Source organism: Caulobacter sp. 10L414 (assembly GCF_056395525.1).
In genome coordinates this window covers 50,904-69,575 of record NZ_JBFTJR010000008.1, presented here as the reverse complement: position 1 = coordinate 69,575, position 18,672 = coordinate 50,904, and the positions used below count along the sequence as shown (strand labels likewise).

Below are 18,672 nucleotides of genomic sequence, written 5' to 3'. Positions count from 1 at the left end.
GCCGCCGCGCGCGGCGGCCCGGGAGCTTGCGGCGCGGTCTAGAACCGCTTCTTGACGTTGAAGTACCAATAGCGGCCGTACGGCGTGTAGACCGTGCCGTCGTAGCCGGCCGTGCTCAGCGGCGGCTGCTCGTCGGTGATGTTGCGCACCCCGACCCGCAGCTTGGTCTGGTGCTCGGCCACGTCGACCTCGCCGTAGAGGTTGCCGGTCAGGGTCGACTCGACCACCCACGGCTGGCCCGAGGAGTCGATCAGGCCGGTGTCGTCGTAGTCGCCGATGTACTGGGTGAAGCCGCCGACCGTGAAGCGGTCGTAGCGCCAGGTCAGGGCCGCCGACCACTTCCATTCCGGCTTGCCGTTCTGGCGCAGCAAATCACCGCCGCCGGTGATGGTGGTGCCGGCGTTGATCGTGCCGTCCGAGCGCGCCTTCAGCAGCTCGGCGATGCCCGGCGACGGCGACTGGTAGTACTTCAGCAGGTGGGCGACGTTGACGTTCAGGTCGAAGTCGCCGAACCGCTGCGTGCCCAGCTTCCACAGGAAGCCGAAGTCCAGCCCCTCGACCACCTGCGGCTGGAGGTTGGTGTACTTGTCGTTGACGTACAGCACCTGGCCGGCGGCCGTCAGGCCGGTGCCGGCGAAGGCGGCGACGTCGTCGGCCGTCGGGGCGGCGCGCACCACGTTCGGGTTGCTCGAGCCCTGCTGGCGCAGCAGGTAGTCGAGGATCAGGGCGTTGCCCTCGCCGAACACGCCGATCAGACCCGTCTGCTTCACCTTCCAGTAGTCGGCGGTGAAGGTGAAGCGGCCGAAGGCGTCGGGCACGAACTTCGGCTCGAAGACCACGCCGTACGACAGGGTTTCGGATTCCTCCGGCTCCAGGTCCGGATTGCCCGCCCGCCGCGCCGTGGTCAGCTGCGAGCGCGAGCACGACGAGAAGGCGCTGATCCGGCCCGACCGCAGGTCGGCCTCGCAGAAGGCGTAGTCGGTGCGGGTGTTCGAGCGCGAGATCACCGAGGCGTTGATCTGCTCCAGGTTCGGGGCGCGGAAGCCCTGCGCCCACGAGCCGCGGAAGCGCACGCCGTCGATCACGTCCCAGGCCAGGGCGACCTTGGGCTTGGCGGTGTCGCCGAAGTCGCTGTAGCGCTCGTAGCGGCCGGCCAGCTGGCCCTCCAGGCGATGGACCAGCGGGATCGACATCTCCGGCGAGACCAGCGGCACGGCCAGTTCCAGATAGGCCGAGCCCACCGTGCGGTGGCCCTTGGTGTCGGGGTTGATGCTGGAATTGATCAGGTCGCTCAGCACCGCCCCGCTGACCGGGTCGGTGAAGGTGGTCGTGCCGTCGATGCGGCTGTCGCGGTCGTCCAGCTGCGTTTCGCGGCGGAACTCGACGCCCGAGGCGATGCCCAGGTCGCCGCCCGGCAGGGTCACGAGGTCGGGCCGCGAGACCTTGAAGTCCCACAGCGCAAGCGTGCTCTTGGTGCGGCGGATGGTCTTGACGCGGATGGCGTCGATGGCCGCCTGGCTGTTGCGGGTGCTGTCGGCGCCGCTGGTGTAGGTCAGGTCCGAGCCGTTGAAGACGTTGTAGGCGTCGGGCGTCGACAGGGCGAGCTGGGCGTAGAGCTTGGTGGTCGAGATGTTGTCGGCCACGTCCCTCGCGGTGGCCTCGGAGTAGACGAAGGCCGACTCCCAGTCGAAGCCGAACTTCTCGCCGCGCAGGCCGCCCAGCACGCGGTACTGCTTGTTGGTGACGTCCACCTGGGTGAGGCCGAGATCCGCGAAGGTGTAGCCGCGCAGGGTCACGGCCAGGCCCGAGGCCGGGACGTTCAGATTGGGCAGGCGGTTGGGGTTGACCGAACCGTTGGCGAAGACGGTCGGGCCGAACGGGTTCCAGTAGTTGCTGGCCGGGATGGTGATCACGCCCGACGACAGGGTCGAGATCGGCGCCTGCCCGGCGTTGGTCTTGGCGTGGTAGATTCCCAGCTCGCCGAAGGCGGTGACGCTGTCGTTGATCTCGTACTTGCCGGTGGCGAACAGGTTGGCGCGCTTGACCGACGGGATCACCGTCGTGCCCAGCGAGGCCGGGTCGAAGCGCAGGTCGCGGTCGACGCCCGAGGTCGCCAGCGCCCCGTCGTCGATGCACAGGCCGTTGCCGATGTTCAGCTGGCAGCCCGAGAAGGTGGTCGGCTGGATGTGGAAGTAGCCGGCGCTGCTGGTCAGGGCCGTGGTCCCCTGGCGCACCGTGCCGAAGCTGGCCGGCGTCTGCAGATAGGCCCAGGGCGTGGTCGTGCCGCGGCCGTCCAGGCTGGTGGCGCCGGCGAAGCGGGTGTCGGCGAACAGCGCGCGGCGGTCGGCCGAGGCGGTGTAGGCCTGTTCGTAGGAACGCAGGTGCGAGCGCTCGTCATAGGAGAAGAAGGCGCTGACATTGCCGCGGCCGCCCGCGAAGTTGTGGCCGCCATAGGCGTTGAAATTGTACTCCTTGAGGTTCGTGCCCTCGGCGAAGCCGTACTGGGCCGCGACGTTCAGGCCCTCCAGGTCGTCGCGCAGCACGGTGTTGACCACGCCGGCCACCGCGTCGGCGCCGTAGATGGCCGCCGCCCCGTCGCGCAGCACTTCCAGGCGGCGCAGGCCCGTCACCGGAATGGCGTTGGAGTTGTAGGTCAGCACCGGCACCAGGTTGTCGTTGGCCTGGCTGGTCGGGTGGGTCACCACGCGGCGGCCGTTCAGCAGCACCAGGGTGTTGCCGATGCCCAGGTTGCGCAGGTTCACCGAGCCGACGTCGCCGCGGGCGCTGTTGCTGGTGCCCGGCAGGTACTGCGAGTTGAAGTTGACGTCGCCCATCTGCGGGATCGAGCGGAACAGATCATCGCCCGAGACGGCGGCGGTGGCCTGGATCTGGTCCTCGCCGACCACCGTCACCGGCAGGGCGGCGTTGACCTTGGCGCCCTTGATCTGCGAGCCGACGACGGTGATCTCCTCGACGGTCGCGGCCTCGCCTTCCTGGGCGAAGGCGTGCGCCGACAGGACGGCGGCGCAGAGAGTCGTGGTCGCCAGCAGGGCGACGCGTAGGCGAGTGTTCATGGTATCCCCTCCAGAACTGCGACCCGACGCTCCCCGCCGCCCGAGCGCGCCCGCAATCCACATTTCAGGAAATGCCGGCGCGTCGTCCCGATGCTGACGAAACGAACAGGTCGTGCCGGTTGATTGCCGGCTCCGGCCAATTCCCACTGAATCGATGGGAATTGAATTCGAGAATTTCTGAACCGCTTGCGACCAAGTTTGCCGCCGATCCGTCAAAAAATGGGTTGGAACGGCAATTTTCCCCACACGGCGTTCAGGCCGAACGCCAGCGCCGACAGGGCCGCGCGGCGATTTCCCGGTCCCGGCGACCCTGACGGCCGACGGCGGGAACCGGCTGTCCCTTTCGCCGTGCGCGTAAAATCAAACAGCGTTATCCGAGTTGCCGGTGTGATGATCAGCACATTCCGGAAACCTCCGGTCGGCGCCCTGAAATGTGGCGGGCGTATACGAAGAAGGCCCGCAAAGCCCTTCCTCGCCCCCTCCCCCATTGCCGAACCGATCCGCCTGATCAACGCTGAACCGCGGTCAAAACCGCTGTTCAGTCTAGTATTCGCGTTCCAACAATAAGAACACGATTAGGGCGGACCCCACGAAGGAGCCATCAGTCATGCATTGACTATGCGGAGAGGGGCACTAGTGAACAATAATCTCAAAAAAATCCTGACTGCGAGCATTTCGACTCTGTCGATTGCTCTGGGTATTTCGACCATCGCGCACGCGGCCGAGCCCGCGCCTGATCCTTCCGTCGAACTCGACACCGTCATCGTCACCGGCACGCGCCAGACCGGCCTGCGGGTCGCCGACAGCCCGGCCCCCGTCCAGGTGGTCGACACCGCCACCCTCGAGCGCACCGGCCAGGTCGACCTGCGCCTGGGCCTGGCCAACCTGGTGCCGTCGTTCAACGCCCAGGCCTTCGGCGGCGACACCGCCAACCTGACCCTGTCGGCGCGCCTGCGCGGCCTGTCGCCGAACCAGGCCCTGGTGCTGATCAACGGCAAGCGCCGCCACACCACCGGCAACTTCGCGGTCCTGTCTGGCCCCTACCAGGGCGCGGCGGCCGCCGACCTCGGCTTCATCCCCATGGCCTCGATCGGTCGGATCGAGGTGCTGACCGACGGCGCCGCGGCCCAGTACGGCACCGACGCCATCGCCGGCGTCGTCAACATCATCCTGAAGAAGTCGGAGTCGGGCGGCGCGATCTCGGCCACCGGCGGCGAATACTTCGACGGCGGCGGCAAGACCGCCTCGTTCTCGGCCAACCTGGGCACGGCCCCGACCGAGAACAGCTACCTGAACTTCACGGTCGAGAGCAAATACCACGGCTTCTCCAACCGCGGCCTGCCCGACCAGCGCGTCTACAACCCCGCCAGCCCCAGCTACTCGGCCGCCAACAACGCCGTCGAGAGCCAGATCAAGGGCTATCCGAACCTGAACCTGATCTCGGGCGACGCCGAGTACCGGATGCACGTCCTGGCCTTCAACGGCGGCGTCGAGCTGCCCGGCGACTTCGAGGTCTATTCGTTCGGCACCTACGGCCACAAGGACGCCTCGGCCTACGAGAACTACCGCCGCTACAACCGCATCCAGGGCAGGATGGGCGCGGCCGACCGTCCGTTCCCCAACGGCTTCAGCCCGCGCGAACGGATCATCGAGGACGACTACGCCATGACGCTGGGCCTGTCCGGCGTCGTCGCGGGCTGGAACTTCGACCTCAGCGCCACCTACGGCAAGGACGACATCGAGGTCCGCGTCGAGGACTCGGCCAACGCCAGCCTCTACACCGACACCTCGACCCTCACGACCAGGGGCTTCACCCCCACCTCGTTCCACGCCGGCAGCTGGCAGACCACCCAGTGGACCAACAACCTGGACCTCTCCCGCGGCTTCGACGTGGGCCTGGCCACGCCGCTGGACGTGGCGGTGGGCGTCGAGCAGCGTCGTGACACCTATGCGATCGGCGCCGGCGACGCAGCCTCGACCTACAAGGAAGGCTCGCAGTCCTATCCGGGCTTCTCCAAGACCGACGCCGGCGGCCACAGCCGCACCAGCTGGGCGCTCTACACCGATCTGGCCGTCTCGCCGATCACGCCGTGGAAGGTCGACGTGGCCCTGCGCTACGAAGACTTCAGCGACTTCGGCGACACCACGGTCGGCAAGCTGACCAGCCGCTACGACTTCAACGAGATGTTCGCCGTCCGCGGCACGGTCAGCACCGGCTTCCGCGCCCCGACCCTGGCGGAGTCGTTCTACTCGGCCACCAACGTCTCGCCGACCTCGGCCTTCGTGCAATTGGCGCCGAACTCGGCGGCGGCGGCCTTGCTGGGCATCGAGAAGCTGAAGCCGGAGAAGTCGACCAACTTCAGCGTCGGCGTCGTGGCCCACCCGATCCCGAAACTGACGGCCACGATCGACGCCTACCGCATCAAGCTGGAAGACCGCATCTTCGGCTCCAGCTCGGTCTACGGCCTGCGCAACGGCGTGGTGGTGAACCCGAACGTCAACGCCGCCATCGCGGCCAACGGCAACATCCTCGACAGCACCGTCACCAGCACCGGCATCAACATCTTCTCCAACGGCCTCGACACCCGCACCACGGGCGTCGACGTGGTGGTGTCCTATCCGACGGACCTGGGCGACTGGGGCCGCATCGACTGGACCCTGAGCGGCAACTACAACAAGACCAAGATCACCAAGGTGAAGTCGGCGCCGGCCGCCCTGGGCGTGACCAGCACGGCCTTCCCCAGCGGCCAGGTCCTGTTCGCCGGCAACGCCGCCTCGCTGCTCGAGACCGCCGCGCCGAAGTACAAGATCGGCCTCAACGGCCTCTACAGCTTCGGCCCGCTCACCGTCAGCCTGACCGAGACCTTCTACGGCAAGGCCTCGGCCCTGGCCGACCCGGGCACCGGTCCGCTGCTCAACACCGTGGTCAGCGCCACCGCGCTCACCGACCTGGAGGTCTCCTACAAGTTCCCGGGCGGCGTGGTCGCCGCGGTCGGCGCCAACAACCTGTTCAACGAGTATCCGGACAAGTTCTCGGCCGCCTTCCAGTCGGCCTGCGTCGCCTCCGGCGGCGGCTGCGTCACCCAGTATCCCGCGTTCTCGCCGTTCGGGATCAACGGCGGCTACTACTACGGGCGCCTGACCTACACCTTCTAGGCCGCCCTTCCATCGCACCGGAAAGAGAGGAGTCGGGCGTCCGCCCGGCTCCTTTTCCGAAGGCGATTCCACGGGGCGCGCTCGCCGCGCCCCAACTTCGCCCAAGCCGCGATCACGGCGCCCAAGCGGACGGCACAACGCCGTTCCGCGACCGGTCGCCCGCCCTCGCCGGCTTAAAGGGATTGCCCCGCCAGGACGGGGATTTCGAGATGGAGCCGCCGCCGAAACATCCGGCAGGCGGACATGAGAGCACGGGGTGGCGTATGGACGGTCGAGCAGGTTCGGCATCTGGCGCGGTTCTGACGCGCCGACGGTTTTTCGAGAGTCTCGCGGCCTATGGCGGGGTGTCGCTGGCCATGGCCGGCATGGACGCCCTGGGCTACGGCTTCGCCTCGGCCCAGGCCGCTCCGCCCCCGCTGGAGGGCGGCGGCAAGGGGATCAAGGTCGTGGTCCTGGGCGCGGGCCTGGCGGGCCTGACCGCCGCCTATGAACTGACCAAGCACGGCTACGAGGTGCAGGTGCTGGAGGCCCGCGACTTCGCCGGCGGTCGCTGCCAGACCGCCCGCAAGGGCTTCCGCCACGTCGACCTGCTGGGCAATGACCAGACCTGCCAGTTCGACGAGGGCCTCTACATCAACCACGGCCCCTGGCGGATCCCGTACCACCACCGCTCGACGCTGCACTACACCAAGCTTCTGGGCGTGCCGCTGGAGAGCTTCGTCAACGACAACGACGCCGCCTATGTCTATTTCGAGAAGGGCGAGGGCCCGCTGAAGGGCAAGCCGGTGCGCAAGGGCGAGATCGCCGCCGACGCCCGCGGCCACGCCGCCGAACTGATGGCCAAGGTCGCCTCCAAGGGCGGGCTGGACAGCGCCATCACCGCGCAGGACCGCGACCTCTTCATCGCCTACATGGTCAACGAGGGCCGCCTGTCGGCGACGGACCTGGCCTATACCGGCACCGACGGCCGCGGCTTCGACGTGCATCCCGGCGCCGGCGTCTCGCCCGGTCCCGGCAAGCCCTCGACCCCGCGCAGCATGGCCGACGTCCTGCATTCGGGCGCCTGGCGCACCCTGACCTCGGTGGCCGGCTACGAGCAGCAGCGCACCATGCTCCAGCCGATCGGCGGCATGGACCAGCTGGCCAAGGCCTTCGAGCGCAAGGTGGCCGACAAGATCAGCTATTCCTGCGTCGTCGAGACCATCGGCCAGGACGCCAAGGGCGTGAAGATCGGCTACCGCGACGCGGCCGGAAAGAAAGCCGAGGTCGTCGCCGACTACTGCATCTGCACCATCCCGCTCAGCGTGCTGCGCAGCGTCGAGCTGCAGGCCTCCAAGCCGTTCAAGGCGGCGATGGAAGGCGTGGCCTACGCCCCGGTCAACAAGATCGGCCTGCAGATGAAGCGCCGCTTCTGGGAAGAGGACCACTTCATCTACGGCGGCCACATCTACAACGACATGCCCGGCATCGGCACGATCAGCCTGCCCTCGACCGGCTGGCAGTCGCAGAAGGGCGTGCTGCTGGGCTACTACTCGTTCGGCGGCGAGGCCGCGCGCATCAGCGCCAAGAGCCCGGCCGAACGCGCCGCCTTCGCCGTGGCCGGCGGCCAGAAGGTGTTCCCCGAATACGCCGACAGCTACGAGAACGCCTTCTCGTTCTGCTGGCACCTGGCCGAGCACAATCTGGGCGGCTGGGCCGAGTGGGGCGAGGAAGGCCGCAAGACCGCCTACCCCGTCCTGTGCGAGCCCGACGGCCGCCTGTACCTGGCCGGCGAGCACCTCAGCTATCTCGGCGGCTGGCAGGCCGGGGCCATCGAGTCGGCCTGGCAGCAGATCGCCAAGCTGCACGCCCGCGTCCGCGCCGCGTGACGACCCTCTTCCAGACCTTCGGAGACCTGATGCTTCGCCACGCTTTCCCGGCGCTCGCCGCCCTCAGTCTGGTCGCCGGCGCCGCCTCGCCCGCCCTCGCCGCCCCGCCCGGACAGACCCTCTACGCCGACAACTGCTCGGCCTGCCACCAGGTCACCGGCAAGGGCGTCAAGGGCGCCTTCCCGGCCCTGGCCGGCTCGCCCCTGGTGCAGGGCGACGGCAAGGCCATGGCCAATGTCGTGCTCAACGGCCGCGCCGGCATGCCCGCCTTCAAGGACGACCTGTCCGACGCCGAGCTGACCGGCCTGCTGAACTATGTCCGCACCGCCTGGGGCAACAAGGGCAAGCCCGTCAGCTATGCCGACGTCTCCGGCGTCCGCTCCCAGTCCAAGGCCGGCGCCAAGGCCCGCGGCCTGCAGGCCCACTAGACCCCGTAAAACCGCTCAATCCCCGCGAAAGCGGGGACCCAAGCCGACTTTCAGGATGAAGCAACCCCCGAACCAGCTCCCCAATCCGCTTGGATCCCCGCCTTCGCGGGGAAGCTCGGAAAAAGGGGGCTTCCGTTTCGAGACGATCTTTCGCCTCATAAGAACAACCAAGGAGCCGCCCCATGAAACGCCTCGCCCTCGCCCTCGTCGCGACCGCCGCCGTCGCCACGCCCGCCCTGGCCCAGGAGATCGTCCGCGGCGGCGACCCCAAGTCGGCCATCGCCAGCGTCGTCACCGTGCCGGCCGGCTACGACACCATCTATGTCAGCGGCATGACCCCGCCGGTGGTCGACGCCAACGCCACGGGCGTGGCCAAGTTCGGCGACACCAAGACCCAGACCATCGGCGTCATCAAGCGCCTGGAAGACGCGCTCAAGAGCCAGGGCGCCAGCCTGTCGGACGTGGTGATGATGCGCGTGCTGCTGGTCGGCGACCCGGCCAAGGACGGCAAGATGGACTTCGCCGGCATGATGGAGGGCTACAAGACCTTCTTCGGCACCGCCGAGCAGCCCAACAAGCCCTCGCGCATCACCAGCCAGGTCACCGCCCTGGTCGCCGACGGCATGCTGGTCGAGATCGAGGTCCAGGCCGCCCGCAAGCCGAAGAAGTAGCCGCGGCCGGCCAAGAAAGGGCCGGGAAACGCAAGCGCTCAGGGCGGTTTGGCGGCATGATCGCCCGATCGTCCGGACGCTGCGAGGCCCGCACGCCGCGAGAAAGGCCGACCCGATGAGCTGCACCCACCTGTCGACCATCGTCGTCGTGACGCCCAGCGCCGACGGCTGCGAGGAATGCCTCAAGACCGGCGGCTGGTGGGTGCACCTGCGCCTGTGCCGCGCCTGCGGCCACGTCGGCTGCTGCGACCAGTCGCCCAGCCGCCACGCCAGCGCCCACTTCGCCGCTGCCCAGCACCCGATCATCGAAGGCTACGACCCGCCCGAGGGCTGGGGCTGGTGCTATGTCGACGAGGTGATGTTCGACCTCACCGCCTACAAGACGCCCCACCCACGCCCGATCAAGCGCTGGGTCGAGGGATAGAGCCGCCCGCGAACGCGTAGCCGAGCGGCGGCAAGGGGTGCTACAGCCCCCGCCCGCAACTCACTCCGCAATTCGAGACAAGCTGGCGATGATTCAACCTGGCGCGACCTTCAAGGACAACCTTCAGCAACTGCCGGCCATCGAGGGGATCAGCCGCATCGACCTCGTCGATCCCGCCGGCGCCGTCGTCGCCAGCATCGAGAACCAGCCGGGCAAGCAAGGCTCGCTGGCCGTCTACAACTATCTGAAGCAGGCGTTCGGCGCCCTGGACGCCAAGGCCGCCGAGCACGGCCTGGCCGTCTTCGCCGAGCACACGGCGGACGCCCGCCAGCGCCCCGGCGCGCACCCGAACGTCGACCGTCTGCTGGCCATCGTCGACGGCGGCGCGCCGCTGACCATCGAGGTGGTCGCCGGCTGATCCGGACCGGGGACGCCGCCGCGGCGTCCCTACCCGGCCCGCAGGGCCTCCAGGTCGCGGTGGATCGCCGAGACCACCACCGAGCCCTCGCCGACACCGGCCGCGACGCGCTTGATCGATCCGGCGCGCACGTCGCCGACGGCGTAGACGCCCGGGCGCTCGGTCTCGTAGGCCGACCGGGCGCTAGGCGCGCGGCCGCTCTCGCCGGTCAGGACGAAACCACTCTCGTCCAGGTCGATGCAGCCGCGCAGCCAGTCGGTGTTGGGCACGGCGCCGATCATCACGAACAGCGCCCCGGCGTCGACCACCGTCTCCTGGCCGGTGCGATGGTTGGTCCAGCCGATGCGGTTCAGGGTGCGCTCGCCCTCCAGGCGGGTGACCTCGCAGAACGGGTGCAGGGTGATGCGGGCCGAGCCCTCGATGCGCTGGACCAGATAGTCCGACATCGTCGCCGCCAGCCCCTCGCCGCGCACCAGCATGTGCACGTGGCCGACGGTGCGCGACAGGAACATCGCCGCCTGGCCGGCCGAGTTGCCGCCGCCGACCACCACCACCGCCTGGCCCCGGCAGAGGTCCGACTCCATGGCCGTGGCCGCGTAGTGGATGGCCTGGCCGTCGAAGCGGCCGTAGCCCTCGACGTCCAGCTTGCGGTAGCGGGCGCCCGAGGCGATCACCACCGCCTGCGCCAGCAGGGTCTGGCCGTCCTCCAGCTTCAGGCGGTAGGGGCGCTTTTCGCATTCGACCCCGACCACGGCTCGCGACACCGCCAGCCGCGCGCCGAACTTCTGGGCCTGCACCTGGGCGCGGCCGGCCAGGGCCTGGCCCGATATGCCGGTGGGAAAGCCCAGGTAGTTCTCGATCTTCGAACTGGCCCCGGCCTGGCCGCCGGGCGCCAGTCCTTCCAGGATCACCGTCGCCAGGCCCTCGGACGCCGCGTAGGTCGCCGCCGACAGGCCCGCCGGCCCGGCCCCCACCACCGCCACGTCGAACACCGCCTGCGGATCGAAGCGCTCGGTCATGCCCAGGCGGTCGGCCAGGGCCATGGTGTCGGGATTGAGCAGCAGGCTGCGGTCGGGCAGCACCACCGCCGGCAGGTCGGCCACGTCCAGGCCATGACGGCCCATGCAGCCGGAGGCGGCCTCGTCGTTCTCCACGTCGACCAGCCGCAGCGGATAGCCGTTGCGCACCGCGAAGCGTTCGATGCGCAGGGTGTCGGGATCGTCGGGCCGGCCGATCAGCACGATCCCCGCCTCGCCGTGATGCAGGAACCCCATGCGGCGCAGGATGAAGGCCCGCATGACGATCTCGCCGATGTCGGGTTCGGCCGCCATCATCCGCGGCACATCCCTGTTGGCCACCCGCACCACCCGGCCGTCGGTCTGGGCCCGGGCGCTGACCAGCAGGGCGCGGGCGTTGATCTGGTCGAGCTCGCCGCTGAACTGGCCCGGGCCGTGGACGGTGAGGATCTCGTCGTCGCCCTCCTCGCCGCTGCGGGTGATGCCGACCTGCCCTTCCAGCACCAGAAAGAAGTCGGCGCGCCGGTCGCCGCGCCGGAACAGCACCTGCCCCTGCGCGATCGCCTCCTCGACGCCGTAGCCCGAAAGGCGTCGCACCATCTCGGGCGACAGCACGGGAAAGATCTGGGCAGTGCGGGCGTAGGGGTCGTCGGCGGCGAGCGGCTTGGTCGCGATGATATCGGTCACGGCGGGCCTCCTGGCGGTCCTTCGAACCCTAGTTCACGGAACGTCGCGAGGCGATGTCTTGAACGGAAACGACGACGTGTTCGGGTGCGGCGCGGGGCGCGACGGCGGCGAAGGCGGTCAGGGCCAGCAGGGCGGCGGTCGCGGCGCTGAGGCACAGTTTCTGAAGGTCGGTCACGAGGGGCGCCCTTGGTCTTGCGAAGGGGTCGGCCCCGCCGGCCGCCTGGGGGAGGCGCGGCGGGCGGGGCCTTGTGGGACCTTCGCCTGGGGGGAGAGCGGCGAGGTCCCGAGGGGGCGGGCGTCAGGCCCGGTCGCGGCGGCCGGCCTCGAACAGGAACCAGACCCGCTTTTCGGTCTCGTCGATCCAGTTCTCCAGCAGGCTGGCGGTGGCGATGTCGCCGTGCTCGTCGCAGGCGGCGTGGGCGGCCCGCATGGCCGCGGCCAGGCCGCCGTTGTCGTCGCGCAGCTCGGCCAGCATGTCCTGCGGCTCCACGTAGTCGGCGTCGTTGTCGAGCACCCGCTGGGTGCGGGCGATGTGGCCGATCGAGCGCAGCGTGGTCCCGCCCAGCTTGCGCACCCGCTCGGCGATCGGGTCGGTCATGGCGTAGAGCTCGTCGCCCTGCTCGTCGAACATCAGGTGGTAGTCGCGGAAGTGCGGGCCCGAGACGTGCCAGTGGAAGTTCTTGGTCTTGATGTAGAGCGCGAAGACGTCGGCCAGCAGCGCGGTCAGGGCCGCCGAGATGTCCTTGGCGGCGGCCTCGCCCAGCCCGGTGGGCGTGGTCAGCGGGGCCAGGCGGCGGGCGCGGGCGGTTTCGATGTCCATGGGTCGTCTCCTGCGAAGGCGGGCCAGCGCCGCGCCGTTGAGAGTCATCTTGCTTGGCTGGCGGCCAAGGTGCTTGGCGCGAGACGCGCCGGCTTGAACGTCGGCGCCGTCGCGCGCGCGTCTCAGGCCCGGCGAAGCGAGCCCATGACCAGGGCCCGGCCCCAGGGGCGGTTCTCGCGCCGCCAGACGTTGGGGGTCTGGCCGGTGTAGCGGCGGAACAGGCGCGTCAGGTGGGCCTGGTCGGCCAGGCCGCAGACGGCGGCGATGTGGGCCAGGCTCTCGTCGGTCTCCAGCATCATCGCCTGGGCGTGCTCCAGCCGTCGGCGCATGATGTAGGCGTGCGGCGTCTCGTCGGTGCTGACCTTGAAGGCCCGGCAGAAATAGCTGGCCGACAGGCCCACGCGCGCGGCCAGCACGCCGACCGAGACGGTGTCGCCGATATTGGCCTCGACATGGGCGGCGACCGCCCGGATCTGCCAGCCCGCCAGTCCGCCGCGCGCCAGGCCCGCCCCGCGGGCCTGCGAGCCGGGCAGGAAGCTGCGCTCCTCGCGCAGGGCCGCGCTGCTCAGCACCACCGCCAGGCGGTCGAGCATCTCGCGGGCCGAGCCGAGATCGGCGTCCAGGGCGGCCAGGGCCTGCTCGACCAGCCAGATCGCCTGGGGCGCGTTGGATGACGGCGTGGCCGCCTGCGTGTCGATGGATTGCAACATGGCTTGGGCCTCCTGCCGCCTCGAATGACCGCAACCCTAGCGAGGGCTGCCCGCGCGACACACCGAACGGACGTTGACCGGGCGTATCGACTTGGTTGGCCCGTCCCAGACCTTGGTATGGGGTCCCGGCCCGGGGCAGGCTTGGGCTATGAATCGCCTGATGCGCTTCTCGCCCTTTCCCGCCTCGCGCCCCTCGCCGCTCGGTCGCCGCCTGCGGCTGGCCAGCGCCGCCCTGATCGCCGCGGCCGTGTTCGTGATCGACACCTTCACCCCGCTGTCCAGCGCGGTGGCGGTGCTCTACGTGCTGGTGCTGCTGCTGGTCGGCGAAGAGCTGCCCGGCCGGCGGCTTTGGGTGGTCACCCTGGCCTGCGCGGCCATGGCCACGATCAGCTTCGGCTTCGCCCATGGCGAGGACCTGGAACTGGCCCCCACCCTGCGGCTGATGGTCAGCCTGGCGGCGCTGGGCGTGGCCGCCTTCCTGACCGGCCGCAACCTGGCCGCCCGCGAGATCCTCCAGGCCCAGGCCCGGCTGCTGGACGTCACCTCCGACGCCATCTTCATCCGCGACGCGCAGGGCCGCATCACCTTCTGGAACCGCGGCGCCGAGCGCCTCTACGGCTGGACCCGGCAGGAGGCCCTGGGCCGCGACGCCCACCGCCTGCTGGAGACCGCCCTGCCCGCCCCTTCGGAGGACATCGCCGCCCTGGTGGCCCGCGACGGCGCCTGGCAGGGCGAGATCGGCCAGCGCCGCAAGGACGGCGTCCGGCTGGTGGTGCTCAGCGAATGGATCCTCGAGCGCGACGCCGAGACCGGCGCCTGCGCCCTGCTGGAAAGCAACACCGACATCTCCGACCTGCGCCGCGCCGACGAGGCCCTGCGCCGCAGCGAGGCCCGCTACCGCACCATCTTCAACACCCTGGCGGTGTCGATCTGGGAGCATGACTTCCGCCCGGTGAGGGCCGCGCTGGACGACCTGCGCGCCCAGGGCGTCGCCGACCTGGCCGACCATCTGGCCCGCCATCCCGAGGTCGCGCGCGAAATCAAGTCCAGGGTCGGCATCACCGACGTCAACGCCACCGCCCTGAAGATGATGGGCGTCGCCGACAAGGCCGGCTTCTTCCAGCGCCTGGACGAGCTGCTGCCCGAGACCGACGACAGCTTCGCCCAGTTCCTGGTCGCCTTCGACACCGGCGCGCCCCGCTTCGAGACCGAGACCACCGTGCGCAGCCGCACCGGCGAGATGATCCCGGTCATGGTCGCGCTGAACTTCCCGCCCGACGCCCAGGGGCTCGACCGCGTCCAGGCCTCGATCGTCGACCTGACCGAGCAGCGGCGGATGCAGGAGCGCCTCGACCGCGCCCGCGCCGAGCTGGAGCACGCCCTGCGCGCCGCCACGCTGGGGGTGCTGTCGGCCTCGATCGCCCACGAGGTCAACCAGCCGCTGGCCGCCATCTCCAACGCCGCCGGCGCGGCCCAGCGCTGGCTCGACCGCGAGACCCCCGATCTCGACGAGGCCAAGGAGGCCGTCGCCGATGTGGTCCACGCCGCCGCCCACGCCGCCGAGGTGGTGCGCGGCATCCGCGGCCTGATCGCCCAGACCCCGGCCGACCGCGCGGCCCTGCCGCTGGACGGCCTGCTGGCCGCCTCGGCCGGCTTCGTGCGGCGCGAGATCGCCGAGCATGGCGTCGAACTGCTCCTCGACCCGCAGGCGGCCGACACCGTGGTCCAGGGCGACCGCGTCGTGCTGCAGCAGGCGCTGGTCAACCTGATGCTCAACGGCGTCCAGGCCATGGCCGTCGTCCCCGCCGAAGCCCGCCGCCTGCACGTGCGCTCGCGCCGCGAGGGCGCCGAGGCCGTCGTCGAGATCGCCGACACCGGTCCGGGCTTCCCGCCCGACGCCGCCGACCGCGCCTTCGAGGCCTTCTTCACCACCAAGCCCGGCGGCATGGGCCTGGGCCTGGCCATCTGCCGCTCGGCGGTGGCCGCCCACGACGGCCGCATCGCCGTGCTGCCGCCGCTTCCCGGCGAAACCGGCGCGCGCATCGAGATCCGACTGCCGGCGCAGGCCTGAGCCCCCGTCATCGATGAGCCCTGCTCATCACCCCATGGAGCGCCGCGCCGCTAATCGGCCCGTCGGCCCGCTGCTAGATTGCCCGACCGTTTTCACCGCTCGGAGCACTGCGATGCCGGATCGGCGAACCGTGTCGGCCCTTGGTTTCGGCGTCCTGTGCTGGAGCCTGCTGCCGACGCTCGCGGCCGCATCGCCCCGCCGGGCGTCCTCGAAGGAGACAGCCATGATCCTCAAGCGCGCGGGCAGCCAGCCATCGCAGAAGGGCCCCGCCGACTGGTTCACCGGCCAGGTGCGCCTCGATCCGCTGCACGCCGCCGAGCCCCCCGCCCGGGTGTCGGCCGCCAGCGTCACCTTCGAGCCCGGCGCCCGCACGGCCTGGCACACCCACCCGCTGGGCCAGATCCTGGTGGTCACCGCCGGCTGCGGCTGGACCCAGTGCGAGGGCGAGCCGATCGTCGAGATCCGCGCCGGCGACGTCGTCGTCTGCCCGCCCGGCCACCGCCACTGGCACGGCGCTTCGCCCACCACCTCGATGACCCACATCGCCATCCAGGAAGCGCTGAACGGCTCGCCGGTGACCTGGATGGAGCACGTGACCGACGCCCAGTACCTGGCCGGCCCGCCCAAGGCCTGACGACGACGGGCGGGTGCCTAGCCGCCCGCCCGGTCGCGCTCCAGGGCCTCGGCCATCCGCACCAGTTCGGCGAACGAGCCGGCGCGCATCTTCTTCATCAGGCTGCCGCGGTGCAGCTTGACGGTGATCTCCTGCAGGCCGAGCTCGCCGGCCACCTGCTTGTTGAGCAGGCCGGCGGTGACCAGGGTCATCACCTGCTGCTCGCGCGGCGTCAGGGCGTCGAAACGGGCCTTCACCTCGGCCACGTCGCGGGCCAGTTCGCGGCGCTTTCCGTCCTTGGCGAGCGCGGCGGTGACGGCGTCGATCATGTCCTGGTCGCGGAACGGCTTGGCCAGGAAATCGACCGCGCCGGCCTTCATCGCCCGCACGGTCATCGGCACGTCGGCGTGGCCGGTCATGACGATCACCGGGGCCCGCACGCCGCGCGCAGCAAGCGTCTCCTGCAGATCAAGGCCGCTCATCTTGGGCATGCGCACGTCCACCAGGATGCAGCAGGGCGTGTCGGGCAGGGGCGCGTCCAGCAGCGCCTGGGCCGAGCCGTAGAGCGCCGTGCGCAGCCCCACCGACCGGAACAGCTTGTCCATCGAGCCGCGAAACATCTCGTTGTCGTCGACGACCAGCACGGTCTGCACCGTCTCGTCGATCGCGCTCTCGGCCTTGCCCGGCATCCCCATATCCCCTTTCCCCAGACCCTCGGGTCACGCCTCGTCGAGCATCCGCCTCAGGGTCGCCTCGATCCGGTCGGGCGCACAGGGCTTTTCGAGAAAATCCCGGGCTCCGGCCGCCATCGCCTGGTCGCGCATGTCCGGAAAGGCGGTGACCACCACCACCGGCAGGTCGGGATGGTCGACCTGCAGGCGGCGCAGCAGATCGAGCCCAGAGATCTCGGGCATGTGGATGTCGGTGACCACGCAGCCCCAGGCCTGCGGACCCGAGGCCAGGAAACTGGCCGCCGAGGCGAAGACGCCGACCTCCAGCCCGAACGAGCGGATCAGTCGCGCGAGGCCGGAACGGACGAGGGCGTCGTCGTCGATGACGGCGATGGTGCGCCGACGGGACATGGCGTTTGCTCTAAACACGCCCGTTACATGGACGCTGACGGGACTGGATTAGACCACCGGCCCGCGCCCCGACACCCATACGCTGGTTTATCCCCCGCCGGCGTCGCGGCGCATGACCACCACCACCTCCACCCCGCCCGGCCGCCTGGCCAGGGCGTCGCGCAGCATCGCCAGCAGGGTCTCGGGCGAGACATGCAGGTCGACGATCCGCGCCGTCTCCTCGTAGATCAGGTGGAAGTGCGGTTCGGGCTGGGTGTCGAACACCGGCTCGGCCGTGGTGGTCGGCAGGCGTCCGACCAGGCCGTGGTCGGCGAAGGCCTCGACCTGGCGGGCGATCTCGGCGGGCGGCATGGCCAAGCCCTCCTGCGCCGCCAGCTCGGCGATCTCGTGCGCCGTCAGGTGCGTCTCCTCGGAGTCGCGCAGCAGCGCCAGCAGGCGCGCGGTCGGCCCGCGAAACGGCAGACCCGCGCGACGCAGCTCGTCCTGCAGGACGGCGTCCACGGCATGAGGCATCGAAGGCGTCCTCCCGGGGGCGAGGACGATCGCGATCGTTGCAGCGTCGCGACCTGTTTCCCGCGTCCGTTCCGCGCGAGCTTCGCCCAGGCCACTCTTGAAATGAAGCGCCAAAGATCAATGATATCGATAGACAGTCCCTATCACGATCGGTGAGCGCGGCATGAACCTGCGAGACCTCCGCTACCTGCTGGCCGTGGCCGAGCACGAGCACTTCGGCCGCGCCGCCCGCGCCTGCGGCGTCAGCCAGCCCACCCTGTCGGTGCAGATCCGCAAGCTGGAGGACGTGCTGGGGGTCGTCCTGTTCGAGCGCGGCGGCAAGACCGCGACGCCGACCGTCGCCTGCCGCCAGCTGCTCGCCCACGCCCGCGCGGCGGTGACCGCGGCCGAGGGCGTTCTGGCCACCGCCCGCAGCCTGCGCGATCCGCTGGCCGGCCGCTTTCGCCTGGGGATCATCCCCACCCTCGCCCCCTACCTGCTGCCGCTGATCTTCGGTCCGCTGCGCGAGGCCCTGCCGTCGCTGGACCTGGAGCCGTGGGAGGACCAGACCGCGGCCCTGCTGGAACGCCTGCGCGCCCATGAACTGGACGCCGTGCTGCTGGCCACCGACGAGACCGCGCCCGATCTCGTGGGCGCGCCGCTGTTCGCCGAGCCGTTCCTGGCCGCCCTGCCGCCCGAGCATCCGCTGGCCGCGCGCGAGGCCGTGGCCGAGACGGATCTCGCCCGCGACATCCTGGTGCTGTCCGACGGCCACTGCCTGCGCGACCAGGCCCTGGAGGCCTGCGGCCAGACCACCGCGCTCGGCGCGGCCCTGCGCGCCTCCAGCCTGCCGACCCTGCTCAACATGGTCGCCGCCGGCTACGGCACCACCCTGATCCCGGGCCTGGCGGCCGGCGCGGCCCAGGACGCCGGCATCGTGCTGCGCCCCCTGTCCACCTGGACCGGCCGCACCATCCGCATCGTCTGGCGCGCCCACTATCCCCAGCGCCCCGCCGCCGAGGCCGTGGGCGAGATCATCGCGCGGCGCCTGCGGGGCTACACCGAGAGCACGGCCGCGAGCGCCGCCTAGTCCGGCCCGCGCAAGGAAGGACGGGGACGGACGGAAATCTCGCGTCCTGATC

17 protein-coding genes are annotated in these 18,672 nt (G+C 70.2%); 9 read left to right on the top strand and 8 right to left on the bottom strand.

Annotation, left to right across the window (positions count from 1 at the left end):
• Positions 1-38: 38 nt before the first annotated feature.
• On the bottom strand, positions 39-3,074 hold the full coding sequence (locus tag AC1DCG_RS04695; RefSeq protein ID WP_477027872.1) for a TonB-dependent receptor domain-containing protein: 3,036 nt from the start codon (positions 3,072-3,074) through the stop codon (positions 39-41).
• Positions 3,075-3,710: 636 nt separating this feature from the next.
• Here AC1DCG_RS04695 and AC1DCG_RS04690 point away from each other — a divergent pair.
• The 6 genes from AC1DCG_RS04690 to AC1DCG_RS04665 all read left to right on the top strand — a co-directional run bounded on the left by AC1DCG_RS04690 (position 3,711) and on the right by AC1DCG_RS04665 (position 10,039).
• Positions 3,711-6,230, top strand: a complete 2,520-nt coding sequence (locus tag AC1DCG_RS04690) for a TonB-dependent receptor plug domain-containing protein (RefSeq protein ID WP_477027871.1) — start codon at positions 3,711-3,713, stop codon at positions 6,228-6,230.
• Positions 6,231-6,493: 263 nt separating this feature from the next.
• Positions 6,494-8,098, top strand: a complete 1,605-nt coding sequence (locus AC1DCG_RS04685; protein WP_477027870.1) for a flavin monoamine oxidase family protein — start codon at positions 6,494-6,496, stop codon at positions 8,096-8,098.
• Positions 8,099-8,127: 29 nt separating this feature from the next.
• Positions 8,128-8,526, top strand: a complete 399-nt coding sequence (locus AC1DCG_RS04680) for a c-type cytochrome (RefSeq protein WP_477036818.1) — start codon at positions 8,128-8,130, stop codon at positions 8,524-8,526.
• 182 nt (positions 8,527-8,708) lie between these two features.
• Positions 8,709-9,197: a RidA family protein gene (locus AC1DCG_RS04675; protein WP_165256751.1), complete on the top strand. Its 489-nt coding sequence runs from the start codon at positions 8,709-8,711 to the stop codon at positions 9,195-9,197.
• Positions 9,198-9,312: 115 nt separating this feature from the next.
• Positions 9,313-9,621 (top strand): UBP-type zinc finger domain-containing protein, encoded by a 309-nt coding sequence (locus AC1DCG_RS04670; RefSeq protein ID WP_165256753.1) that lies wholly within the window; start codon positions 9,313-9,315, stop codon positions 9,619-9,621.
• A gap of 88 nt (positions 9,622-9,709) precedes the next feature.
• Positions 9,710-10,039 (top strand): DUF2322 family protein, encoded by a 330-nt coding sequence (locus AC1DCG_RS04665; protein ID WP_165256755.1) that lies wholly within the window; start codon positions 9,710-9,712, stop codon positions 10,037-10,039.
• Between the two features lie 29 nt (positions 10,040-10,068).
• On the opposite strand, the gene AC1DCG_RS04660 is transcribed toward AC1DCG_RS04665, so the two are convergent.
• The 4 genes from AC1DCG_RS04660 to AC1DCG_RS04645 form a co-directional block, all read right to left on the bottom strand.
• On the bottom strand, positions 10,069-11,742 hold the full coding sequence (locus AC1DCG_RS04660) for an FAD-dependent oxidoreductase (protein ID WP_477027868.1): 1,674 nt from the start codon (positions 11,740-11,742) through the stop codon (positions 10,069-10,071).
• A gap of 28 nt (positions 11,743-11,770) precedes the next feature.
• A complete protein-coding gene (locus tag AC1DCG_RS04655) occupies positions 11,771-11,917 on the bottom strand; it encodes a hypothetical protein (RefSeq protein WP_477027867.1) in 147 nt (48 codons plus the stop codon).
• Positions 11,918-12,040: 123 nt separating this feature from the next.
• The gene (locus AC1DCG_RS04650; RefSeq protein ID WP_165256759.1) at positions 12,041-12,562 is read right to left on the bottom strand and encodes a Dps family protein; all 522 of its coding nucleotides are present in this window, start codon (positions 12,560-12,562) and stop codon (positions 12,041-12,043) included.
• 122 nt (positions 12,563-12,684) lie between these two features.
• A complete protein-coding gene (locus AC1DCG_RS04645; RefSeq protein ID WP_477027866.1) occupies positions 12,685-13,272 on the bottom strand; it encodes a helix-turn-helix domain-containing protein in 588 nt (195 codons plus the stop codon).
• Positions 13,273-13,432: 160 nt separating this feature from the next.
• Here AC1DCG_RS04645 and AC1DCG_RS04640 point away from each other — a divergent pair, with 160 nt between their 5' ends.
• Entirely contained in the window at positions 13,433-15,343 is a 1,911-nt protein-coding gene (locus AC1DCG_RS04640; RefSeq protein WP_477027865.1) for a PAS domain-containing sensor histidine kinase, read from the top strand.
• A 223-nt stretch (positions 15,344-15,566) separates the two neighbouring features.
• Positions 15,567-15,977 carry a (R)-mandelonitrile lyase gene (locus AC1DCG_RS04635; RefSeq protein ID WP_477027864.1) on the top strand — a complete coding sequence of 137 codons (411 nt, stop codon included), beginning with the start codon at positions 15,567-15,569 and terminating at the stop codon, positions 15,975-15,977.
• 17 nt (positions 15,978-15,994) lie between these two features.
• On the opposite strand, the gene AC1DCG_RS04630 is transcribed toward AC1DCG_RS04635, so the two are convergent.
• The 3 genes from AC1DCG_RS04630 to AC1DCG_RS04620 form a co-directional block, all read right to left on the bottom strand.
• The gene (locus AC1DCG_RS04630) at positions 15,995-16,645 is read right to left on the bottom strand and encodes a response regulator transcription factor (RefSeq protein ID WP_477027863.1); all 651 of its coding nucleotides are present in this window, start codon (positions 16,643-16,645) and stop codon (positions 15,995-15,997) included.
• A gap of 30 nt (positions 16,646-16,675) precedes the next feature.
• Complete coding sequence (locus AC1DCG_RS04625; protein WP_477027862.1) at positions 16,676-17,038, bottom strand: response regulator transcription factor; 363 nt, start codon at positions 17,036-17,038, stop codon at positions 16,676-16,678.
• 87 nt (positions 17,039-17,125) lie between these two features.
• Positions 17,126-17,551 (bottom strand): transcriptional repressor, encoded by a 426-nt coding sequence (locus AC1DCG_RS04620; RefSeq protein ID WP_477027861.1) that lies wholly within the window; start codon positions 17,549-17,551, stop codon positions 17,126-17,128.
• Between the two features lie 163 nt (positions 17,552-17,714).
• Here AC1DCG_RS04620 and AC1DCG_RS04615 point away from each other — a divergent pair, with 163 nt between their 5' ends.
• Complete coding sequence (locus AC1DCG_RS04615; protein WP_477027860.1) at positions 17,715-18,620, top strand: LysR substrate-binding domain-containing protein; 906 nt, start codon at positions 17,715-17,717, stop codon at positions 18,618-18,620.
• Positions 18,621-18,672 lie beyond the last annotated feature (52 nt).

What these genes read in the sequence shown, in the direction of transcription:
- AC1DCG_RS04695 (WP_477027872.1), bottom strand. Translation starts at nt 3,074, where the DNA reads ATGAACACTCGCCTACGCGTCGCCCTGCTGGCGACCACGACTCTCTGC.
- AC1DCG_RS04685 (WP_477027870.1), top strand. Translation starts at nt 6,494, where the DNA reads ATGGACGGTCGAGCAGGTTCGGCATCTGGCGCGGTTCTGACGCGCCGA.
- AC1DCG_RS04680 (WP_477036818.1), top strand. Translation starts at nt 8,128, where the DNA reads ATGCTTCGCCACGCTTTCCCGGCGCTCGCCGCCCTCAGTCTGGTCGCC.
- AC1DCG_RS04675 (WP_165256751.1), top strand. Translation starts at nt 8,709, where the DNA reads ATGAAACGCCTCGCCCTCGCCCTCGTCGCGACCGCCGCCGTCGCCACG.
- AC1DCG_RS04670 (WP_165256753.1), top strand. Translation starts at nt 9,313, where the DNA reads ATGAGCTGCACCCACCTGTCGACCATCGTCGTCGTGACGCCCAGCGCC.
- AC1DCG_RS04665 (WP_165256755.1), top strand. Translation starts at nt 9,710, where the DNA reads ATGATTCAACCTGGCGCGACCTTCAAGGACAACCTTCAGCAACTGCCG.
- AC1DCG_RS04650 (WP_165256759.1), bottom strand. Translation starts at nt 12,562, where the DNA reads ATGGACATCGAAACCGCCCGCGCCCGCCGCCTGGCCCCGCTGACCACG.
- AC1DCG_RS04645 (WP_477027866.1), bottom strand. Translation starts at nt 13,272, where the DNA reads ATGTTGCAATCCATCGACACGCAGGCGGCCACGCCGTCATCCAACGCG.
- AC1DCG_RS04640 (WP_477027865.1), top strand. Translation starts at nt 13,433, where the DNA reads ATGCGCTTCTCGCCCTTTCCCGCCTCGCGCCCCTCGCCGCTCGGTCGC.
- AC1DCG_RS04635 (WP_477027864.1), top strand. Translation starts at nt 15,567, where the DNA reads ATGATCCTCAAGCGCGCGGGCAGCCAGCCATCGCAGAAGGGCCCCGCC.
- AC1DCG_RS04630 (WP_477027863.1), bottom strand. Translation starts at nt 16,645, where the DNA reads ATGCCGGGCAAGGCCGAGAGCGCGATCGACGAGACGGTGCAGACCGTG.
- AC1DCG_RS04625 (WP_477027862.1), bottom strand. Translation starts at nt 17,038, where the DNA reads ATGTCCCGTCGGCGCACCATCGCCGTCATCGACGACGACGCCCTCGTC.
- AC1DCG_RS04620 (WP_477027861.1), bottom strand. Translation starts at nt 17,551, where the DNA reads ATGCCTCATGCCGTGGACGCCGTCCTGCAGGACGAGCTGCGTCGCGCG.
- AC1DCG_RS04615 (WP_477027860.1), top strand. Translation starts at nt 17,715, where the DNA reads ATGAACCTGCGAGACCTCCGCTACCTGCTGGCCGTGGCCGAGCACGAG.